The sequence below is a fragment of the Streptomyces sp. NPDC088817 genome (assembly GCF_044750345.1).
Classification (GTDB): Bacteria; Actinomycetota; Actinomycetes; order Streptomycetales; family Streptomycetaceae; genus Streptomyces.
Window position 1 is genome coordinate 183795 of record NZ_JBIVJN010000013.1, and the last position, 20527, is coordinate 204321.

14 protein-coding genes are annotated in these 20527 nt (G+C 72.0%); 2 read left to right on the forward strand and 12 right to left on the reverse strand.

Features of this window, described 5'->3' with window-relative positions:
- Positions 1 to 164: 164 nt before the first annotated feature.
- From ilvC to ACIP4X_RS24030, 5 genes are all read right to left on the reverse strand, one after another.
- Positions 165 to 1163, reverse strand: coding sequence for a ketol-acid reductoisomerase (ilvC, locus tag ACIP4X_RS24010; RefSeq protein WP_358735695.1), 999 nt, complete (start codon positions 1161 to 1163; stop codon positions 165 to 167).
- Between the two features lie 118 nt (positions 1164 to 1281).
- Complete coding sequence (ilvN, locus tag ACIP4X_RS24015) at positions 1282 to 1806, reverse strand: acetolactate synthase small subunit (RefSeq protein ID WP_358735696.1); 525 nt, start codon at positions 1804 to 1806, stop codon at positions 1282 to 1284.
- A gap of 20 nt (positions 1807 to 1826) precedes the next feature.
- Positions 1827 to 3674, reverse strand: a complete 1848-nt coding sequence (locus tag ACIP4X_RS24020) for an acetolactate synthase large subunit (protein ID WP_401350489.1) — start codon at positions 3672 to 3674, stop codon at positions 1827 to 1829.
- A gap of 242 nt (positions 3675 to 3916) precedes the next feature.
- Positions 3917 to 7006 carry a putative bifunctional diguanylate cyclase/phosphodiesterase gene (locus ACIP4X_RS24025; RefSeq protein WP_401350492.1) on the reverse strand — a complete coding sequence of 1030 codons (3090 nt, stop codon included), beginning with the start codon at positions 7004 to 7006 and terminating at the stop codon, positions 3917 to 3919.
- A gap of 198 nt (positions 7007 to 7204) precedes the next feature.
- Positions 7205 to 8155 (reverse strand): NAD(P)-dependent oxidoreductase, encoded by a 951-nt coding sequence (locus tag ACIP4X_RS24030; protein WP_391458241.1) that lies wholly within the window; start codon positions 8153 to 8155, stop codon positions 7205 to 7207.
- A gap of 78 nt (positions 8156 to 8233) precedes the next feature.
- On the opposite strand from ACIP4X_RS24030, the gene ACIP4X_RS24035 reads away from it, so the two are divergent.
- Together ACIP4X_RS24035 and ACIP4X_RS24040 are read left to right on the forward strand one after the other, a co-directional pair.
- Complete coding sequence (locus ACIP4X_RS24035; RefSeq protein ID WP_358735702.1) at positions 8234 to 9232, forward strand: aldo/keto reductase; 999 nt, start codon at positions 8234 to 8236, stop codon at positions 9230 to 9232.
- 107 nt (positions 9233 to 9339) lie between these two features.
- Positions 9340 to 10497, forward strand: coding sequence for a PQQ-dependent sugar dehydrogenase (locus ACIP4X_RS24040; protein WP_391458238.1), 1158 nt, complete (start codon positions 9340 to 9342; stop codon positions 10495 to 10497).
- 55 nt (positions 10498 to 10552) lie between these two features.
- Here ACIP4X_RS24040 and ACIP4X_RS24045 read toward each other — a convergent pair whose 3' ends face one another.
- From ACIP4X_RS24045 to gatA, 7 genes are all read right to left on the reverse strand, one after another.
- Positions 10553 to 13600, reverse strand: coding sequence for an AAA family ATPase (locus ACIP4X_RS24045; protein ID WP_401350562.1), 3048 nt, complete (start codon positions 13598 to 13600; stop codon positions 10553 to 10555).
- Positions 13601 to 13725: 125 nt separating this feature from the next.
- Positions 13726 to 13911, reverse strand: coding sequence for a hypothetical protein (locus tag ACIP4X_RS24050; RefSeq protein ID WP_358735704.1), 186 nt, complete (start codon positions 13909 to 13911; stop codon positions 13726 to 13728).
- A 227-nt stretch (positions 13912 to 14138) separates the two neighbouring features.
- Positions 14139 to 16373 carry an MMPL family transporter gene (locus ACIP4X_RS24055; protein WP_401350497.1) on the reverse strand — a complete coding sequence of 745 codons (2235 nt, stop codon included), beginning with the start codon at positions 16371 to 16373 and terminating at the stop codon, positions 14139 to 14141.
- Between the two features lie 288 nt (positions 16374 to 16661).
- On the reverse strand, positions 16662 to 17132 hold the full coding sequence (locus ACIP4X_RS24060) for a hypothetical protein (RefSeq protein ID WP_358735708.1): 471 nt from the start codon (positions 17130 to 17132) through the stop codon (positions 16662 to 16664).
- A 120-nt stretch (positions 17133 to 17252) separates the two neighbouring features.
- On the reverse strand, positions 17253 to 18767 hold the full coding sequence (gene gatB, locus ACIP4X_RS24065; RefSeq protein ID WP_358735769.1) for an Asp-tRNA(Asn)/Glu-tRNA(Gln) amidotransferase subunit GatB: 1515 nt from the start codon (positions 18765 to 18767) through the stop codon (positions 17253 to 17255).
- Positions 18768 to 18780: 13 nt separating this feature from the next.
- A complete protein-coding gene (locus ACIP4X_RS24070) occupies positions 18781 to 19023 on the reverse strand; it encodes a hypothetical protein (RefSeq protein ID WP_100572134.1) in 243 nt (80 codons plus the stop codon).
- A complete protein-coding gene (gene gatA / locus ACIP4X_RS24075) occupies positions 19020 to 20522 on the reverse strand; it encodes an Asp-tRNA(Asn)/Glu-tRNA(Gln) amidotransferase subunit GatA (protein ID WP_358735710.1) in 1503 nt (500 codons plus the stop codon). The genes ACIP4X_RS24070 and gatA overlap by 4 nt, the downstream gene beginning before the upstream one ends.
- Between the last annotated feature and the right edge of the window lie 5 nt (positions 20523 to 20527).

Consider the following 20527-nt stretch of genomic DNA (forward strand, 5'->3'; position numbering starts at 1 on the left):
AAGTGTAATGGCGCCGTGTGCATCGTATTGCGCCACTGCGGAAGGATCACCCGTCCGTGGCTGGACGGGCAGGACAACGCCGCGAACCGGCCACGGGGCGGTGGCGTCGCCGGATTCGCCGAAGGGGCCGGAGCAGCAGTGCTCCGGCCCCTTCGGCGTGCGGCTCACGCCTCCTCGTCCACCCAGCTCATCAGCTTGCGCAGCTGCTTGCCGGTGGTCTCCAGGAGGTGCTCGGAGTCCTGCTTCTTGTACTCGTTGTACTTCTTCAGACCGCCGTGGTACTCCTCCATCCAGGTGCGCGCGAAGGAGCCGTCCTGGATCTCGGCGAGGACCTTCTTCATCTCGGCCTTGGTGGCGTCGGTGATGATGCGCGGGCCGGTCACGTAGTCGCCCCACTCGGCGGTCTCGGAGATCGACCAGCGCATCTTCTCCAGGCCGCCCTCGTACATGAGGTCGACGATCAGCTTCAGCTCGTGGAGGCACTCGAAGTAGGCGATCTCCGGCTGGTAGCCCGCCTCGACCAGGGTCTCGAAGCCGGCCTTCACCAGCGCCGCGGTGCCACCGCACAGCACGGCCTGCTCACCGAACAGGTCGGTCTCGGTCTCCTCGGTGAAGGTCGTCTTGATGACGCCCGCGCGGGTGCCGCCGATGCCCTTCGCGTACGAGAGGGCCAGCGCGAAGGCGTCGCCCGAGGCGTCCTGCTCGACGGCGACGATGCAGGGAACGCCGCGGCCCTCCTCGTACTGACGGCGCACCAGGTGGCCCGGGCCCTTCGGGGCGACCATGCAGACGTCCACGCCGGCCGGGGGCTTGATGAAGCCGAAGCGGATGTTGAGGCCGTGGCCGAAGAACAGCGCGTCGCCGTCCTTCAGGTTCGGGGCGATGGACTCCTCGTAGACCTGGGCCTGGATCGGGTCCGGCACCAGGATCATGATGACGTCGGCCTCCGCGGCGGCCTCCGCCGGGGTGACCACGCGCAGGCCCTGCTCCTCGGCCTTGGCCTTGGAGGAGGAGCCCTCGTGCAGACCGACCCGGACGTCGACACCGGAGTCGCGCAGCGACAGGGCGTGGGCGTGGCCCTGGCTGCCGTAGCCGATGACCGCGACCTTGCGGCCCTGGATGATGGACAGGTCGGCGTCAGCGTCGTAGAACAGCTCGGCCACTTTGGGTTCTCTCCTTGGTGTGCAGTTTGTGCTTCCCACCGTATGCCGGTGGGGGGACGGGAGGTCTGGGAGTCTCGGTATCCGGGCGGCCGGTGTCACCCGACCGCCCGGACCCGGATCACGCGGAGCGGTCCAGGGCGCGCAGCGACCGGTCGGTGATCGAGCGGGCGCCGCGTCCGATCGCGATCGTTCCGGACTGGACCAGCTCCTTGATGCCGAACGGCTCCAGCATCCTGAGCATCGCCGACAGCTTGTCGCTGGAACCGGTGGCCTCGATGGTCACGGCCTCCGGGGAGACGTCGACCGTCTTGGCGCGGAAGAGCTGGACGATCTCGACGATCTGGGAGCGCGTCTCGTTGTCGGCGCGCACCTTCACCAGGACGAGTTCGCGCTGCACGGCCTGCGCCGGCTCCAGCTCGACGATCTTGAGCACGTTGACCAGCTTGTTGAGCTGCTTGGTCACCTGCTCAAGAGGGAAGTCCTCGACGCTGACCACGATGGTGATGCGGGAGATGTCGGGGTGCTCGGTGACGCCGACCGCGAGGGAGTCGATGTTGAAGCCGCGGCGGGAGAACAGGGCGGCGATCCTGGCGAGGATGCCGGGCGTGTTCTCGACGAGGACCGAGAGGGTGTGCTTGGACATGGTTCTCACTCAGCTCTCTGTCAGTCGCCGTCGTTGTCGCCGAAGTCGGGGCGGACGTCCCGGGCGGCCATGATCTCGTCGTTGGAGGTGCCGGCCGCGACCATCGGCCAGACCATCGCGTCCTCGTGGACGATGAAGTCGACGACGACTGGGCGGTCGTTGATCGAGTTCGCCTCCTCGATGACCTTGTCGAGGTCCTCCGGGGACTCGCAGCGGATGGCGTAGCAGCCCATGGCCTCCGACAGCTTCACGAAGTCGGGGACGCGGGTGCCCCTGGCCTCCGGGTTGGCGTCGCCCGGGCCGGAGTGCAGCACCGTGTTGGAGTACCGCTGGTTGTAGAACAGGGTCTGCCACTGGCGGACCATCCCGAGGGCGCCGTTGTTGATGACGGCGACCTTGATCGGGATGTTGTTCAGCGCGCAGGTGGTGAGTTCCTGGTTGGTCATCTGGAAGCAGCCGTCGCCGTCGATCGCCCAGACGGTCTTCTGCGGCCGGCCCGCCTTGGCGCCCATCGCGGCCGGGACGGCGTAGCCCATGGTTCCGGCGCCGCCGGAGTTCAGCCAGGTGGCCGGCTTGTCGTACTGGATGAAGTGCGCGGCCCACATCTGGTGCTGGCCGACGCCCGCGGCGAAGACGGTGCCCTCGGGGGCGAGTTGCCCGATGCGCTCGATGACCTGTTGCGGGGAGAGCGACCCGTCCCCGGGCTGCTCGTAGCCGAGCGGGTAGGTCTCGCGCCAGCGGCCGAGGTCGTTCCACCAGGCGGTGTAGTCGCCGCGGTGGCCCTCGCTGTGCTCCTTCTGGACGGCCTGGATCAGGTCGGCCAGGACCTCGCGGGCGTCCCCGACGATCGGCACGTCGGCGGCGCGGTTCTTGCCGATCTCGGCCGGGTCGATGTCGGCGTGGACGATCTTGGCGTAGGGGGCGAAGCTGTCCAGCTTGCCGGTGACGCGGTCGTCGAAGCGGGCTCCGAGGGCGACGATCAGGTCGGCCTTCTGCAGCGCGGTGACGGCGGTGACCGCACCGTGCATGCCCGGCATCCCCACGTGCAGCGGGTGGCTGTCGGGGAATGCGCCGAGCGCCATCAGGGTGGTGGTGACGGGCGCTCCGGTGAGTTCCGCGAGGACCTTCAGCTCGGCGGTGGCGCCGGCCTTGATGACGCCGCCGCCGACGTAGAGCACGGGCCGCCGCGCGGAGGTGATGAGCTTGGCCGCCTCGCGGATCTGCTTGGCGTGCGGCTTGGTGACCGGGCGGTAGCCGGGCAGGTCCATGACCGGCGGCCAGGAGAAGGTGGTCTGCGTCTGCAGGATGTCCTTCGGGATGTCGACGAGGACCGGACCGGGGCGGCCGGTCGAGGCGATGTGGAACGCCTCCGCGATCGTCTTCGGGATGTCCTCGGCCCTGGTGACCAGGAAGCTGTGCTTGGTGATCGGCATCGTGATGCCGACGATGTCCGCCTCCTGGAAGGCGTCCGTGCCGATCGCCTTGGAGACGACCTGGCCGGTGATCGCGACCAGCGGCACCGAGTCCATGTTCGCGTCGGCGATCGGTGTCACCAGGTTGGTGGCACCGGGGCCCGAGGTCGCCATGCAGACGCCGACCTTGCCGGTCGCCTGCGCGTAACCGGTGGCCGCGTGGCCCGCACCCTGTTCGTGACGGACGAGCACGTGGCGCACCCGGCTGGAGTCCATCATCGGGTCGTACGCGGGAAGGATCGTGCCGCCGGGAATGCCGAATACGGTGTCGACCCCGACCTCCTCGAGAGAGCGGATGAGGGACTTCGCACCCGTGACGTGCTCGGGCGCGGACGGGTGTCCTCCGGATCGGGGCCGCGGCTGCGGATGAGGGGCCCCGGTGGCCTGCTCGGTCATCGGCATTCTCTTCTCGATGCTGAGGGTTTTTGCGAGGTTTGGGCGGAGTTCGGGTGCCGCACGCCAGGTGCTCGTGCAACAAAAAACCCCTCGTGCCGCAAGGCAAGCGAGGGGAAGCGCGTCGGTGTGGTCGCTGGGTTCCGGATCGTCGTCCGGTGATTCCCAGCTCAGCCGACGCGCTGTCCAAGTACGAGAATTCGGGTGCGCATGGAAATGACCCTCCCTCCGGCACGCACCCGGTGTCAAGTGGGTGGGACGGGAGTCTCATTATGTGAGCGCAGAGCCGTCCCGCCGCCGAAGACGACGGGCACCCCCGCAGCGGTGTAGGCCCCGGTGCTCCCGCCGGCGAACACCGGCTCGGCCGGTCCGTGCGGCACCTGGTAGTGGCCCAGGGTGAGGGCCCGGCGCAGCCGGTACTCGTCCAGCGGGCCGGAGAACGCCATGCCCTGACCGTGGGTGCACCCCATCGCGCGCAGGGCCACGGCCTGCTCGGGCAGGTCCACGCCGTCGGCCACCGAGCGGAGCCCGAGGTCGCCGGCGATCCGGAGCAGACCACTGGTGATCTTGTGCAGCCGGGCGGACTCGACGACGCCCTCGACCAGACTGCGGTCGAGCTTCAGCACGTCGACGGGGAGCCTTCTGAGGGCCGTGACCGCTCCGTGGCCGCTGCCGAAGCCGTCCAGCGCGATGCGCACACCCAGCCGCCGCAGCGCGGCCAGACGCCGCTCCAGCTCGTCCAGCGGCACCCGCGGGTCGGTGTCGGACAGCTCGATCACCAGGGCACCGGACGGCAGCCCGTGCCGGGTGAGCAGGGCCTCGACGGTGGCGGGCGGCAGCGAGCGGTCCACCAGACGGCGGGCGCCCATCCGGACCACCACGGACACGCTCGGGCCGGTCGCGGCGGCACGCTCGGCGGCCTGCGCGACGGCCTCCTCCAGCATCCAGCGGCCCAGTTCGGCCGTCCTGTCGCTGTCCTCGGCCACCCGCAGGAACTCGGCGGGGGTGAAGAGCACGCCCTGCGAGGACCGCCAGCGTGCCTGGGCGGCGACCGAGGTGATCCGGCCGTCGTCCAGGCGGACCACCGGCTGGTGCAGCAGCGTGAACTCGCCCTCGTGCAGGGCCTTTCTGAGGCGGGTGGCCAGCTCCGCCTTGCGGACGACGTCCTGCTGCATCTGCGGCTTGTACAGCTCGACCCGGCCCTTGCCCGCCGCCTTGGCGCGGTACATGGCGAGGTCGGCGTTGCGCAGCAACTCCCCCGCGCCGAGGCCGGGTTCGGCGAAGGCCACGCCGATGGACGCGGCCACGCGGACATCGTTGCCGTCGATGGCGTACGGCTGCGACAGCGTCAGCCTGAGGCGGTCGGCGAGCTCCAGGATGTGCCGTTCGCGGGCGGTGCGGTCGCGGGTGCCTTCCCCGACGATCAGGGCCGCGAACTCGTCGCCGCCCAGTCTGGACGCGGTGTCCCCGCGCCGTACCGCCTCGTGGAGTCTGCGGGCGGCCTGGACGAGCAGCTCGTCCCCGGCCTGGTGCCCGATGGTGTCGTTGACGGCCTTGAAGCCGTCGAGGTCGATGAAGAGCACGGCCGTGCCGTGGTCGGTCGAGCGGCGGCCGGACAGGGCCTGCTGGACGCGCCTGGTGAACAGCGCCCGGTTGGGCAGGTCGGTGAGGGGGTCGTGCTCGGCGTTGTGCTGGAGCTGCGCCTGGAGGCGCACGCGCTCGGTCACGTCCCTGCTGTTGAAGATGAGGCCGCCGTGGTGGCGGTTGATGGTCGACTCCACGTTGAGCCAGCCGCCGTGGCCGGACCGGAAGCGGCACTCGATGCGCGTAGTGGGCTCCCCGATCGGGCTGGCGACCAGGAAGCGGCGCACCTCGTGCACCACGGAGCCCAGGTCCTCCGGGTGGATGAGCCCGGCCAGTTCGGTGCCGACCAGGCCCTCCGCCGGCCGCCCATACACTCCGGCGGCGGCCGGGGAGACGTACCGCAGGATGCCGTTGGGCGCGGCGATCATGATGACGTCGCTGGAGCCCTGCACCAGGGAGCGGAAGTGGTTCTCCTGCTGGGCCAGCTCCTGGGCGAGTGCGATGTTGTCGCGCAGCACGATGCCCTGGCGCACCACGAGCACCAGCACGACGGCGCCGGAGGTGATCAGCACCACGCGGTCGACGCTGTGGCCGATGAGCGCGTTGTACAGGACTCCCATCGTGCACACGGCGGCGGCGAGGTACGGGGTGAGGGCCGCGAGGGACCCGGCGACGGGCCGGCCGGCCGGATACCGGTCGTGGTCCGCGCCCGGTGCGGGCGGTCCGCCGGGCAGGGGCCGGGCGGCCCCGGGCTGCTGCCCGGGCCCGTGGTCGTCCGGCACGCGCGCGTGGTCCTCGGGGTCGTGCCCGTCCACCTGGTGACCCTCCGGCCGGTGCCCCTCGCCCTCGCACGGGTCCGCCTCGTACGGATCCGTGCCGTGCCGCTCGGCGGCCGGCCCTCCGGGGCGGGGCGCCGCCCACGGGGCGTACGCCAGGAGCAGGGAACCGGCGAACCAGCCGGCGTCGAGCAGTTGCCCCGAGCGGTAGCTGTTGTGCAGCAGCGGCGAGGTGAACAGGGCGTCGCACAGCACGGTCAGCGCGAGCGCGCCGATCGCCGTGTTCACGGCGGTGCGGTTGAGCGAGGAACGCCGGAAGTGCAGCGCGAGCACCATGGAGACCAGGGCGATGTCCAGCAGCGGGTACGCCAGCGAGAGCGCGGTGTGCGCGACGCTGGAGCCGTCGAACTTGGCCGCCTGGGCGAGCGCGAGGCTCCAGGAGAGCGTGAGCAGCGAGCCGCCGATCAGCCACGAGTCCAGCGCCAGGCACGTCCACCCGGCCCTGTTCGCGGGCCGCTTGGCGAGCACGAGCAGCCCGACGATCGCGGGTGGCGCGAAGCACAGGAAGAACAGGTCGGCGTAGCTGGGGCTGGGCACGGCCGTGCCGAGGACGACCTCGTACCACCCCCAGACCGAGTTGCCCAGGGCCGCCATCGCCGAGGAGAGGGCGAACAGCAGCCAGGCGGTTCGAAAGCGGACGTGGCGGCCGCGGGCGTACAGCGCGCACGAGACGGCGGCGGTGCCGGCCGCGGCGCTCAGGTCGAACGCGGTCATGGCGGGCGGTGGCGGGCTCACCGTGACCTCCCGGTCCGCGCGGCCGGGTCCCCCGGCTTCCGGTGCGCCGGGTGGGCATGCCTCCGGCGGCCGCCGGGCCCGTGGTGGTGATGGGTGTGGTGGCTGTGGTGGCCGCGTCTGCGCGCGGCCGTGCTCCAGGGCCGCCGGTGGCGGCCCCGCCGCGTCGGATCGTTCGTCCATAGGCCGTGCATCGCCCGTCGCCCCCCTCGCAGTCTGAAATGTCCATCCCCGGCGCCGAACGGTGCGCGGCGCAGCCCCTGTCGGGACGATACACCAGTCTCGTCACTCAGGGACATAGCTCCTCTACGCTCCGTGACGACCAGCGGGGATGCGGGTACGGAACGCGCCCGTAGGATCGCGCACCGTACCCGAAGCGGATCAGGCGCCTGCCGTGCCCGTCGTGAGGACCACGTTGGCGAGCGGCTCCCGGTTCACGAAACGGCGCAACTGGTCCGTCAGAAGGCGCTCTGCACGCGGCCGGAAGGCCGATGTGGGGCCGCCGACGTGCGGGCTGATCAGGACGCCCGGGGCGTGCCACAGGGGGTGGTCCGGGGGCAGCGGCTCGGGGTCGGTGACGTCGAGGGCGGCGGTCAGGCGGCCGCTGTCCAGCTCGGTGAGCAGCGCCCCGGTGTCGACGACGGCGCCGCGCGCGACGTTCACCAGCAGTGCGCCGTCCTTCATCCGCGCCAGGAAGTCCGCGTCCACCAGTGCGCGCGTGGACTCCGTCAAGGGGGTGGACAGAACGACGACATCGGCCTGCGGGAGCAGGGCGTGAAGATCGGTGAGCGGATGCACCGGACCGCGCTCCGTGGTGCGCGCGGAGCGCGCCACGCGCGCCACCCGCGCGACCTCGAAGGGCACGAGCCGGTCCTCGATGGCGGCCCCGATCGAGCCGTACCCGACGATGAGGACGTTCTTGTCGGCGAGGGCGGGGTGGAAGCCTCCGCCCCACTCGCCCCGGTCCTGGGCCCGGACGAACCCGGGGACGCCGCGCAGCGAGGCCAGGATGAGCGTCAGGGCGAGCTCGCCGGTACTCGCCTCGTGCACCCCGCGCGCGTTGCACAGCCGGACGCCCGGCGGCAGGTGCCGCAGGCCCGGCTCCACCTGGTCGGTGCCGGCGGACAGCGTCTGCACGACCCGTACGGAACTCATCCGGGGCAGCGGGCGCACGGCGACGTCACCGGGCCTCATGTACGGCACGACGTAGAAGGCGCAGTCCGCGGGGTCCGCCGGGAACTCCTCGGCGCCGTCCCAGAAACGGTAGGAGGGCCCCTGCGGGAGCCCCGCGATCTCGTCCGGCGGAATGGGCAGCCATACGTCAGCAGTCATGCTCAGGAGGCTATGCCAGGGGCATGCGGCGCCAGAGGTTAGGTTGGTGGGCCCCGAGAGAGGGAGGGTTGCGGCCAAGTGGAGCGCAGGACGATCGGCGCGACGGCACTCGCGGTGGGGGCCGTCGGACTGGGGTGCATGCCGATGAGCTGGGCGTACAGCACGTCGCGGCAGCGGGGCGCGGAGTCGCTCAGGGCCGTGCACCGGGCGCTGGACCTGGGCTCGACGCTCCTGGACACGGCCGACATGTACGGCCCGTTCACCAACGAGCTGCTGCTGGGGCGGGTGCTGAAGGAGCGGCGGGCCGACGCGTTCGTCTCGACGAAGGTCGGTCTGCTGGTGGGCGAGCAGCACATCGTGGCCAACGGCCGACCCGGCTATGTGCGGCGGGCGTGCGACGCCTCGCTCAGACGGCTCCAGACGGACGTGATCGACCTCTACCAGTTGCACCGCGCCGACCCCGAGGTCCCCATCGAGGAGACCTGGGGGGCGATGGCGGAGCTCGTGCGGGCCGGGAAGGTGCGGGCGCTCGGCCTGTGCGCGGTGGGCGCGCGCGGCCGGCGCCGGTCCGGTGCTCGCCTGCACGACGGAACGATCCGGCAGCTCCAGCGGGTGCAGCAGGTCTTCCCGGTCGCAGCGGTGCAGGCGGAGCTGTCGGTGTGGTCGCCGGAGGCGCTGGAGTCGCTGCTGCCGTGGTGCGCGGAGCGGGGGATCGGCTTCCTTGCGGCGATGCCGCTGGGCAACGGCTTCCTGACCGGCACGCTCACCCCCGGCCAGGGGTTCGAGGCGGACGACGTGCGGGCCCGGCACCCCCGTTTCACCGCCGAGATGATGGCCGCGAACCAGCCGGTCGTGGCCGGCCTGCGGCGAACGGCCGCCCGCCACGGCGAGGACGTCACCCCCGCCCAGGTGGCCCTGGCCTGGGCCCTGGCCCAGGGCCGCCACGTGATCCCGGTGCCCGGCACCAAGCAGGAGCGCTGGGTCGCGGAGAACGCGAACGCGGCCGGGCTGCGGCTGACCCACGACGAGCTGACGGAGCTGAGCCGTCTGCCACCGGCCCGGGGTTCGTGGGACTGAGCCGGGCCCCGGACCGTCAACCGCGCGTGGGATTCGGGTGATCGGGAACCTGGGGGCCGTGAGCGGGGTAGGACAGGTAGGACCCGCCGCGTGAAGGGACGAAGATCGTGCGACGTCGAGCTTTGACGGGCGTGCTGGCAGCCGCCCTGCTGCTGACGGCCGGCTGCTCCTCCGGGGCCTCGCCGGCCGGTGGGGACGGCGGGGCGCCCGGCCGTACGACCGCGGTGGCCTCGCCCTCCGGGCAGGCCCCCACGGAGACCGCGCCGCCGGCCAAGGGCTCGGTGAAGGTCCTGCGCACGGTCGCGGAGGGCCTGAACAGCCCCTGGGGACTGGCCCCGCTTCCCGGCGGTGGCCTCCTCGTCTCCTCCCGCGACCGGGCCACGATCACGCGGGTCGACGAGCGGACGGGCCGGACGACCGAGCTGGGCACGGTGTCCGGGGTGTCCCCGGAGGGCGAGGGCGGACTGCTGGGCATCGCGCTCTCCCCGGACTACGCCTCCGACCACATGATCTACGCCTACTTCACCTCGGCCTCGGACAACCGCATCGCCCGGATGCTGTACGACGACCGGAAGCCGCCCGGTATGCGACTGGGCGCGCCCGACACGATCTTCAAGGGCATCCCCAAGGGGGTCATCCACAACGGCGGGCGCATCGCCTTCGGCCCCGACAGGATGCTCTACGCGGGCACGGGCGAGACCGGTGACCGTGGCCTGGCCCAGGACAGGAAGTCCCTGGGCGGCAAGATCCTGCGGCTGACCCCGGACGGCCTGCCCGCCCCGGGCAACCCGTTCCCCGACTCCCCCGTGTACTCCTACGGCCACCGCAATGTGCAGGGCCTGGCCTGGGACGACAAACAGCGTCTCTTCGCCTCGGAGTTCGGCCAGGACACCTGGGACGAGCTGAACGCGATCAAGCCGGGCGACAACTACGGCTGGCCGGACGCGGAGGGCGGGTCGAACGACCCGAGGTTCCACAACCCGGTCACGCAGTGGCACACGGATGTGGCCTCCCCCAGCGGCATCGCCTACGCCCAGGGCTCCATCTGGATGGCGAGCCTGAAGGGCGAGCGCCTGTGGCGCGTCCCCCTGAGCGGCACCAAGCTCTCGGCGGCCCCCGAGGCCTTCCTGACCGGCACCTACGGCCGTCTGCGCACGGTGGCCTCGGCGGGCGGCGACAAGCTCTGGCTGATCACCAGCAACACCGACGGCCGCGGCACCCCGAAGAAGGACGACGACCGAATCCTGGAACTGCGGGTGAAGTAGGCCCCCAGCCCTCACTCCCGGTTGGTGCCTTGCCGTCCCGGCCGGTGCCTTGCCGTCAGCCCGCGACCAGGCGGTCTTCGGCCTCCGGCGGGAACAGGCCCAGACGGTGGGCCAGTGCCGCTGCCTCTCCTCGGCCCGAGACACCCATTTTGGCGAGGATGTTCGAAACGTGGACGCTGGCCGTCTTCGGTGAGATGAACAGTTCCTCGGCTATCTGCCGGTTGGTGCGGCCGGCGGAGACCAGCCGCAGGACGTCGCGTTCCCGGCTGGTCAGGCCCAGGGACTCGACGGGGTCGGCGGAGGTGGGCTGCGGGGCGCCGGTCAGGGCGAGGCGGGCGCGCCGGGCCAGCAGGGAGACGGAGTCGGCGAGCGGGCGGGCGCGCAGGTGCTCGGCGACGGCGTGTGCCAGGCGCAGCAGCTCGGTGGCCCGGTCCCGCTGGTCCTCGTCGGTGCCGAGCAGGACCTCGGCGAGGCGGCAGCGGACGCGGGCGAGGTCGTAGGGGCGTTCCAGCGTCTCGAAGGCGGCGACGATCTCGGCCCACTCCTCCGGGCAGCCGCGGCCCTCGGCGCGCAGCAGTTCGGCGCGCACCCAGCGCTCGTACGCCCGCCAGACGGGCACGTTGGTGGTCAGCGACTTGGCGGCGCCGCGGATCCGCTCCAGGGTCTCGGCGCTGCCGGGGGCGGCGACGGGCAGCCCCGCCGCGCGGGTCTCCACCGTGGCGGCGGTGAGCAGCAGCGGCCAGCCGTAGCGCTGGGTGCCGGGCGGGAAGCCGTCGTCGAGGACGCGCTGGAGTTCGGCGCGGGCGTCCAGCAGGCGGCCCTCGCCCGCGGCGACCGCGATGGCGATGCGGGCGAGCGGCAGGGCGTGCTGGGGCGCGTTGTCGTGGGCGCCGAAGTTGGCGAGGGCATCGGCAAGTTGGCTGGAGGCTTCGGCCAGGTCGCCGCGTTCGAGGGCGAGTTCGGCGCGGACGCGGGCGTGGAAGCCGCGTGGCTTGGCGCTCTGGCCGACCCGCCGGGACCGGGAGGCGGCCTCGGCGGCCTCCTCCCAACGCCCCAGGGTGAACAGCGACTCGGCGAGGTTGCCCCACACCCAGGCCTCGCTGTCCAGCAGGCCGAAGCGCCGGGTGAAGGCGATGCCCTGTTCCATGAGCGGCACGGCCTCGCGGGAGCGGCCGACGGACTCCAGCTCGGAGGGCAGGTTGACGTAGGAGCGGCCGGCGACGGCGGCGATGCAGTCGCCGACCGTGCGCCTGTTGACCTCGTACATCTCGGCGAGGCCCGCCTCGACGTCGCCGGCCTGGACCATGAGGCCGCCCAGGGTGAGCCGCGCGGTCATCTCGATCTCGCGGGCGCCGACCATGCGGGCGTACTCCACGGCCCGTTCGGCGGCGGAGAGCGCGTCGGGGCCCGGAACGTGGACCATGGACCACTGGGCCACGTTGGCCAGCACGTCCGCGTGCACCTCGGACGGCGGCAGCCCGCGGACGAGGTCCTGCGCGGTGCCCAGTTCCTGCCAGCCGTCGCCGTGGGCCTTCGCCTGGACCAGTTTGGAGCGCTGGATCCAGAACCAGGCGGCGCGGAGTGGGTCGTTGTCGTCCTTCACGAGGCGCAGCGCCCGCTTGATGATCTTCAGTGCGCGGTCCCGCTCCCCGCAGAAGCGGCCCGCGACGGCGGCCTCGGCCATCAGGTCGAGGAAGGTCAGCGGGGTGGTCGCCGGATCGCAGCCGCAGGGAGGGTAGATCTCGGTGTAGTCGACGGGACGCAGCCGGGCCCGTACCTCCTCCGGTGCGGTGTCCCACAGCTCCATCGCCCGTTCCAGCAGCCGCAGTTGCTCGCTGTAGGCGTGGCGGGCGCGGGCCGCGACGGAGGCGTCCAGGACGGCGGGCAGGGCCTTGGCCGGGTCGTGGGCGTGGTACCAGTAGCTGGCCAGCCGTGTGACCCGCTCGTCGCACGGGACGAGAGTGGGGTCGGCCTCCAGGGCTTCGGCGTAGCGGCGGTTGAGGCGGGTGCGCTCGCCGGGCAGCAGGTCGTCGCCGACGGCCTCCCGCACCAGGGAGTGCCGGAAGCGGTAGCCGTCCCCGGTGGGGGCGGCGATGAGGATGTTGGCGTTCACGGCGCCGCGCAGCGCCTCGATGAGGTCGTCCTCGGTGAGCCGGGCGACGGCCGCGAGCAGCCGGTGCTCGACGGTGGACCCGCCCTCGGCGGCGATCCTGACGATCCGCTGGGCGGGCTCGGGCAACGTCTCGACCCGCACGAGCAGCAGGTCGCGCAGGGAGTCGCTGAGACCGGGGCAGCAGCCCTCGTGGGTGGCGACGGCGAGTTCCTCGACGAAGAAGGCGTTGCCGTCGGAGCGTTCGAAGATCTCGTCGACCTGGACCGGGTCCGGTTCGGTGGCGAGGATGCCGGCGATCTGCCTGCCCACCTCCTGCCGGGTGAAGCGGGCGAGTTCGAGGCGGTGGACCGTGCGGAGCCGGTCGAGTTCGGCGAGCAGCGGCCGTAGCGGGTGGCGGCGGTGGATGTCGTCCGAGCGGTAGGTCGCCAGGACGACGAGGCGGCCGGTGCGCAGGGTGCGCAGGAGGTAGGCGAGCAGATGCCGGGTGGAGGCGTCGGCCCAGTGCAGGTCCTCGAGGGCGACGACGACGGTGTGGTCGGCGGCGACGCTCTCCAGCAGGCGTGCGGTGAGTTCGAAGAGGCGGGCCATGCCCTCCTCGTCGTGCCGGCCGGTGCCTCGGGCGGGGGCCGGCTCGCCGAGTTCGGGCAGCAGCCGGGCGAGTTCCTCCTCCTGTCCCGCGGCCGCGGCGGCGAGTTCGCCGGGCAGTTCGCGGCGCAGGGCGCGCAGGGCGGCGGAGAAGGGCGCGAACGGCAGTCCGTCGGCGCCGATCTCCACACAGCCGCCGAGTGCCACGACGGCACCGGCGCTAGCGGCGGCGCCGGCGAACTCCTCGACCAGGCGGGTCTTGCCGACGCCCGCCTCACCGCCGAGCAGCAGGGCCTGCGGCTCTCCCCGGGCCGCGCGGGCGAGGGCGTCGTGCAGCGTGCTCAACTCGTCGGCGCGGCCGACGAACACCGGACTGACGGACCTGGTCTCCACATGCCCGAGCATCGCACGCGGGTCCGACAGCGCGGCACCCGTTTTCCGCACGGCGGGCGGACGTACGGGCGGAAGGCCCCGGTCCACCCCCGTGGAGCCGGGACCTTCCTGGCTGCCGAAGTCCCGCCGGCGCGTGTTCACGCCGCTCGGGTGAACCGGTGCCGGTGCGGGCGGTGGGTATGGGGCTCCGCCTCGGCGGTCCGTCCACCGGCCGAGCGGCGGGCGGCACGGCGGGCGCGCAGGACCTCGCGGACCAGGCGGTCCCGCTCGGCGATGCGGCCGAGTTCGGCGGAGCGGAGCTGGTGCAGTTCGTAGTGGAACACGGTGTCTCCCCGGTGAGCGGTGGTTTTCGGCGTCGCTTTCCGCGATGCCTCCACTGTCGTCTCCGAGGGGGTCGGGCCACATCGGGAGAGTGCCGCATCTTCCCCGTGCGGGGTGCCTTAGGCGTGTGTGCGGCGGGCCGCGGCAGGGCCGTAAGGCACCGGGCGGGACGGGTAAGGCGGCCACGATTCGCCGCCGCCCTGTGTAAGGGCGGGGCTAGGGGGCTCCCTCACGCAGGGGTGTCGCGTACGTCCTGCCGCGTCTCCGTGGCCAGTTCGCCCACGACGTCCGTGAGCCTCTCGTGCGCGGCGCGGCACTCGGGCGGCTCGATGCTGATCCGGGGGAGTACGCGGTCGAGGCGGCGCGGCAGCCACCAGTTGGCGCGGCCGAGCAGGTGCATCAGGGCGGGCACGAGCAGGGTGCGCAGCACGAAGGCGTCGAGGGCGACGGCGGAGGCGAGCGCGATGCCGAACATGGCGATCACGCGGTCGCCGCTGAGCACGAAGGCGAGGAAGACCGAGATCATGATGACCGCGGCGGAGTTGATCACCCGGCTGGTCTCGGCGAGGCCGACACGGACGGCCCGCCGGTTGTCGCCGGTCTCCAGCCACTCCTCGTACATCCGGCTGACCAGGAAGACCTGGTAGTCCATGGAGAGCCCGAAGAGCACCGAGACCATGATCACGGGGAGGAAGGGCTCGATCGGTCCCGCCCGGCCGAGGCCGAGGAACTCGCTGCCCCAGCCCCACTGGAAGATCGTGACGACGACGCCGAAAGCGGCGGCGACGGCGGCGATGTTCATCGCGGCGGCCTTCAGCGGGATGCCGAGGGACCGGAAGGCGAGCAGCAGCAGGACGCAGCCGAGGCCGACCACCACGCCGACGAACAGCGGCAGTCTGCCGATGATCACGCCGGCGAAGTCGTCGTATCCGGCGGTGACCCCACCGACGTGCAGGTCGAGCGTGGTGCCGGTCTCGGCGCGGGGCAGCACGTCGGTGCGCAGCCGCTGGACGAGGTCGCTGGTGCGCTGGGACTGCGGCGCGGAGTCGGGGACCACGGTCAGATAGGCCACGGTGCCGCTGGAGTTGTAGGTCGCCGGAGTCACCGCGGCGACGCCCTCGGTGGCGCGCAGGGTGGTGTCGAGGTTGTCCAGGGTGAGTCTGCCCTCGGCCCCGTCCACCCGGGTCACCAGGGTGAGCGGCCCGTTGACGCCCGGCCCGAAGCCCTTGGCGACGAGGTCGTACGCCTTCCGGGTGGTCGAGGTGCCGGGGTCGTTGCCCTGGTCGGAGGTGCCGAGGTGGAGGGAGAGCGTGGGCAGCGCCAGCACGGTGATGACGGCGAGGGCGACGACGCCGAGCGCCTTGGGGTGGCGTTCGACGAAGGCCGACCAGCGGGCGGCGAACCCGGTGGGCACCTCGGGTACGGGCCCGTGCTCGGCCAGGCGGCGCCGTTCGCGGCGGCTGAGGGCGCGCGGGCCGACGAAGGATAGCAGCGCGGGCAGCACGGTCACCGAGGCGGCGACGGTGAGGACGACGGTCAGGGAGGCGGCGACCGCCACGCCGTTGAGGAAGCCCAGTCGCAGGATGAGCATCCCGAGCAGGGCGATGCACACCGTGGCGCCCGCGAAGACGACGGCGCGTCCGGTGGTGGCGACGGCGTTCGTGACGGCCTCGGTGGGGGTGAGTCCGCGTTTCAGCCCGCGCCGGTGCCGGGTGACGATGAACAGCGCGTAGTCGATGCCGACGCCGAGTCCGATCAGCATGCCCAGCATGGGCGCGAAGTCGGCGACCGTCATGGCGTGGCCGAGGAGTCCGATGGCGGCGTGCGCGGTGCCCACGCTCAGCAGCGCGCTGGCGATGGGCAGCACGGCCGCGGCGAGCGAGCCGAAGGCGACGAGCAGCACCGCGGCGGCGACGAGCACGCCGACGATCTCGGCGGTGTGGTCGCCGGAGGCCGCGGTGAGGCTGATCGCGCTGCCGCCGAGTTCCACCTGGAGCCCGTCGGCGTCGGCCGCCTTGGCCGCTTCGACCACGGCCTCGGCCTGGGGCTTGGTGATGTCCTGGGACGGGCGGGTGAAGGTGACGGTGGCGTACGCGGTGTGCCCGTCGGGGCTGATCTGGTCGGAGCCCACGCCCTGGTCCGTGTAGGGGCTGGTCACGGACGCCACCTGGGGCAGCGCGGCGATCCTGTCCAGGGTGCGGGTCATCGTCTGCTCGACGTCCGGGGCGCGCACCGTGCCGGACCCGGTGTGCCAGACGACGGTGTCGCTGTCGCCGCCGAGTCCCGGGAAGCCCTCCTTGAGCAGCTGGGTGGCGCGTCCCGACTCGGTGCCGGGGACCTCGTAGTCGTTGGAGTACGCGGAGCCGGTGACCGAGGCGGCCGCGGTGATCCCGCCGAAGGCGAGGAGCCAGAGCAGTACGACGACGAGGCGGTGCCGGACACACCAACGCGCTAGGGCTGCCACGAACGTGCTCCCAGGGTGATTTGTGGATCTTTGACCGGGAACAGACGTCCGTGATCGGAACGGCCCGCAAAGAACGCATGAGCAATCTGAAGACACTCTTGCAGGCGAATATGATCGTTTAGCCCGTTCGTGGGACGATTCACATCAGTGCGACCCAATTCACAGGACGATTCCAGGAAGTCTGTCGCCCCACCGGACGTTCGCCGCACGGATCCCGAGAATCCACCGGGCGTCCACCACCGGTCCGTCGCCCGTCCACCGCCGGCCCGCCGCCGGCCCGCCGCGCGGTCAGTCGAGCTGGTCCCCGAGCGCCATCACCATCGTCCCGGCGATCAGCAGCCACAGTGCCCGCCGGGTGCGTCCCCGGGAGCCGATGACGGCCGCCACGGCGCAGACGGCGGCGCCGGCGGCATAGGCGGCCGGTACGAGCGCGGAGGCCGCGCGGGACAGCCGCAGCAGCGAGGCGGCGAGTCCGGCGAGCGTGAGCAGGGCCCCGGTCCCGGCAGCGGCCCACCGGGCGCGGCGCGCGACCTCGGCGGGGTCCTCCAGCTCGTCCTCGGCGTCGTCCTCCGTCTCGGCGTCGTCCTCGTCGGCGGCACTGTCCTCGTCGGCGGCCCGGGCGCGGTCTTCGTCCACCGCGTCGCCCTCGCCGACGTCGACATCGACGTCGTCCTCGGGGTGGTCCTGCGGTCCGGGCGCCTCGATGTCGTCGGCCCCGGATATCTCGGGGTGCGTTTTGGAATCGGCGCGTCCACTCATGGCGCGCGAGCGTAGCGCCTCCGTCCGACGCCACCGACGGGGGGTGGGCCGCGGCCCCCGGGCGGGCATGACGCGGGGGGTGCACCGGAACCGGCGCACCCCCCGAGACGGTTCGCGGGCTCAGCCCTCGACGCCGAGCTTCTCCAGGATCAGCTCCTTGACGCGGGCCGCGTCGGCCTGGCCGCGGGTGGCCTTCATGACCGCGCCGACCAGGGCGCCGGCCGCGGCCACCTTGCCGCCGCGGATCTTGTCCGCGACGCCCGGGTTGCCGGCGATGGCCTCGTCGACGGCGGCGGTCAGCGCGCCCTCGTCGGAGACCACCTTCAGACCGCGCTTGTCGACGACCTCGTCCGGCGTGCCCTCGCCGGCGAGGACGCCCTCGATGACCTGGCGGGCCAGCTTGTCGTTCAGCTCGCCCCCGGTGACCAGCTCGGTGACCCGGGCCACCTGCGCCGGCGTGATCGACAGCTCGTCCAGCGCCTTGCCGGACTCGTTGGCGGCACGCGCCAGCTCGCCCATCCACCACTTGCGGGCGGAGGCGGCGTCCGCGCCCGCGTCGATCGTGGCGACGATGAGGTCCAGGGCACCGGCGTTGAGGATGGCCTGCATCTCGGTGGCCGAGACGCCCCACTCCTCGCGGAGCCGGTTGCGGCGCACCAGCGGCAGCTCGGGCAGCGCGGAGCGGATCTCCTCGACCCACTCGCGCGAGGGCGCCACCGGGACCAGGTCCGGCTCGGGGAAGTACCGGTAGTCCTCGGCCTCCTCCTTGACGCGGCCGGAGGTCGTGGACCCCGTGTCCTCGTGGAAGTGGCGGGTCTCCTGGATCACCGTGCCGCCGCCGTTCAGCACGGCGGCGTGGCGCTGGATCTCGAAGCGGGCCGCGCGCTCCACGGACCGCAGCGAGTTGACGTTCTTCGTCTCGGAGCGGGTGCCGAACTTGTCGGCGCCCTTGGGCATCAGCGACAGGTTGACGTCGCAGCGCATCTGGCCCATCTCCATCCGGGCCTCGGACACGCCGAGGGCCCGGATGAGCTCGCGCAGCTCGCGGACGTACGCCTTGGCCACCTCGGGGGCGCGCTCGCCGGCGCCGGTGATCGGCTTGGTGACGATCTCGATCAGCGGGATGCCGGCGCGGTTGTAGTCCAGCAGCGAGTGGGACGCGCCGTGGATGCGGCCGGTGGCGCCGCCGACGTGCGTCGACTTGCCGGTGTCCTCCTCCATGTGGGCGCGCTCGATCTCCACGCGGAAGGTCTCGCCGTCCTCCAGCTGCACGTCGAGGTAGCCGTTGAAGGCGATCGGCTCGTCGTACTGGGAGGTCTGGAAGTTCTTCGGCATGTCCGGATAGAAGTAGTTCTTCCGGGCGAAGCGGCACCACTCGGCGATCTCGCAGTGCAGCGCGAGGCCGATCCTGATGGCGGACTCCACGCCGGTCGCGTTGACGACCGGGAGCGCGCCGGGCAGGCCGAGGCAGGTCGGGCAGGTCTGGGTGTTCGGCTCGGCGCCGAGCGCGGTCGAGCAGCCGCAGAACATCTTGGTGGCGGTGCCGAGTTCGACATGGACCTCGAGGCCCATGACGGGGTCGTACGACGCCAGCGCGTCCTCGTACGACACCAGGTCGGTCGTGGTGGTCACGATGAAAACTTCCCTCTCAGCCCAGCAGGACGTCGTCGTCGCCCAGCCGCTTCAGCTCGCGGTAGAGGATGGCGAGGCCGGTGACGATCGCTACGGCGGACACGGTCGCGTCGATCAGGCGCAGCGTGTCGTGCTCGGCGCGGGCCTTCTTGATCTGCTTGGCGACACCGACCGCGCCGAACGCGGTGGTGGCCATGGACAGGTACGTACCGGACTTGGACTTCTTGAAGCCCTTGGCCTTGGCGAGTGCCTTACTCACAGCGACGGAGCCTCCTCGAGCAGCGGGTGACCCCACTTTTCCACGAAGGCGGCCTCGACGGCGGCACCCACCTTGTACAGCCGGTCGTCCTTCATCACCGGGGCGATGATCTGCAGGCCCACCGGGAGGTTGTCCTCCGGGGCGAGACCGCAGGGCAGCGACATGGCCGCGTTCCCCGCCAGGTTGGTCGGGATGGTGCACAGGTCGGCGAGGTACATCGCCATCGGGTCGTCGGCGCGCTCGCCGATCGCGAAGGCGGTGGTCGGGGTCGTCGGGGAGACGATCACGTCGACCTGCTCGAACGCCGAGTCGAAGTCCCGCTTGATCAGGGTGCGGACCTTCTGGGCGCTGCCGTAGTACGCGTCGTAGTAGCCGGAGCTCAGCGCGTACGTACCGAGCATGATCCGGCGCTTGACCTCGGCGCCGAAGCCCTCCTCACGGGTGAGGGAGGTGACCTCCTCGGCGGAGTGCGTGCCGTCGTCGCCGGTGCGCAGGCCGTAGCGCAGGCCGTCGAAGCGGGCCAGGTTGGACGAGCACTCGGACGGCGCGATCAGGTAGTACGCCGACAGGGCCAGGTCGAAGGACGGGCAGTCCAGCTCGACGATCTCGGCGCCCAGCTCCTTGAGCAGTTCGACGGACTCGTCGAACCGCTGGATGACGCCGGCCTGGTAGCCCTCGCCGCGGAACTGCTTGACGACGCCGACTCGCATGCCGGCGACGCTGCCGTTGCGGGCGGCCTCGACGACCGGCGGGACCGGCTCGTCGATGGAGGTGGAGTCGAGCGGGTCGTGCCCGGCGATCACCTCGTGCAGCAGGGCCGCGTCCAGGACCGTACGGGCGCAGGGGCCGCCCTGGTCGAGGGAGGAGGAGAAGGCGACCATGCCGTAGCGGGAGACCGCGCCGTACGTCGGCTTCACGCCGACCGTGCCGGTGACGGCGGCCGGCTGGCGGATGGAGCCGCCGGTGTCGGTGCCGATGGCGAGCGGGGCCTGGTAGGAGGCGAGCGCGGCGCTCGAACCGCCGCCGGAGCCGCCGGGGATCCTGGTGAGGTCCCAGGGGTTGCCGGTGGGCCCGTAGGCGCTGTTCTCGGTGGAGGACCCCATGGCGAACTCGTCCATGTTGGTCTTGCCGAGGATCACCACGTCGGCGTCCTTCAGCCGCCTGGTGAGCGTCGCGTCGTACGGCGGGATCCAGCCCTCGAGGATCTTGGAGCCGACCGTGGTCGGCACGCCCTCGGTGGTGAAGATGTCCTTGAGCGCGAGCGGCACGCCGGCCAGCGGGCCGAGCTTCTCGCCGCGCTCCCGCTTCGCGTCGACGGCGCGGGCCTGCGCGAGCGCGCCCTCGCGGTCGACGTGCAGGAAGGCGTGCACCTTCTCGTCGACGGCCTCGATCCGGGCCAGGTGGGCCTCGGTGACCTCGACGGCCGTGAGCTCGCCGGAGGCGATCTTCTCGGCGGTCTCGGCGGCGGTGAGCCTGATGATGCTGTTCATGTCCGTCACGGTTC

What these genes read in the sequence shown, in the direction of transcription:
- ilvN (WP_358735696.1), bottom strand. Translation starts at nt 1,806, where the DNA reads ATGTCCAAGCACACCCTCTCGGTCCTCGTCGAGAACACGCCCGGCATC.
- ACIP4X_RS24020 (WP_401350489.1), bottom strand. Translation starts at nt 3,674, where the DNA reads ATGACCGAGCAGGCCACCGGGGCCCCTCATCCGCAGCCGCGGCCCCGA.
- ACIP4X_RS24025 (WP_401350492.1), bottom strand. Translation starts at nt 7,006, where the DNA reads ATGGACGAACGATCCGACGCGGCGGGGCCGCCACCGGCGGCCCTGGAG.
- ACIP4X_RS24030 (WP_391458241.1), bottom strand. Translation starts at nt 8,155, where the DNA reads ATGACTGCTGACGTATGGCTGCCCATTCCGCCGGACGAGATCGCGGGG.
- ACIP4X_RS24045 (WP_401350562.1), bottom strand. Translation starts at nt 13,600, where the DNA reads ATGCTCGGGCATGTGGAGACCAGGTCCGTCAGTCCGGTGTTCGTCGGC.
- ACIP4X_RS24060 (WP_358735708.1), bottom strand. Translation starts at nt 17,132, where the DNA reads ATGAGTGGACGCGCCGATTCCAAAACGCACCCCGAGATATCCGGGGCC.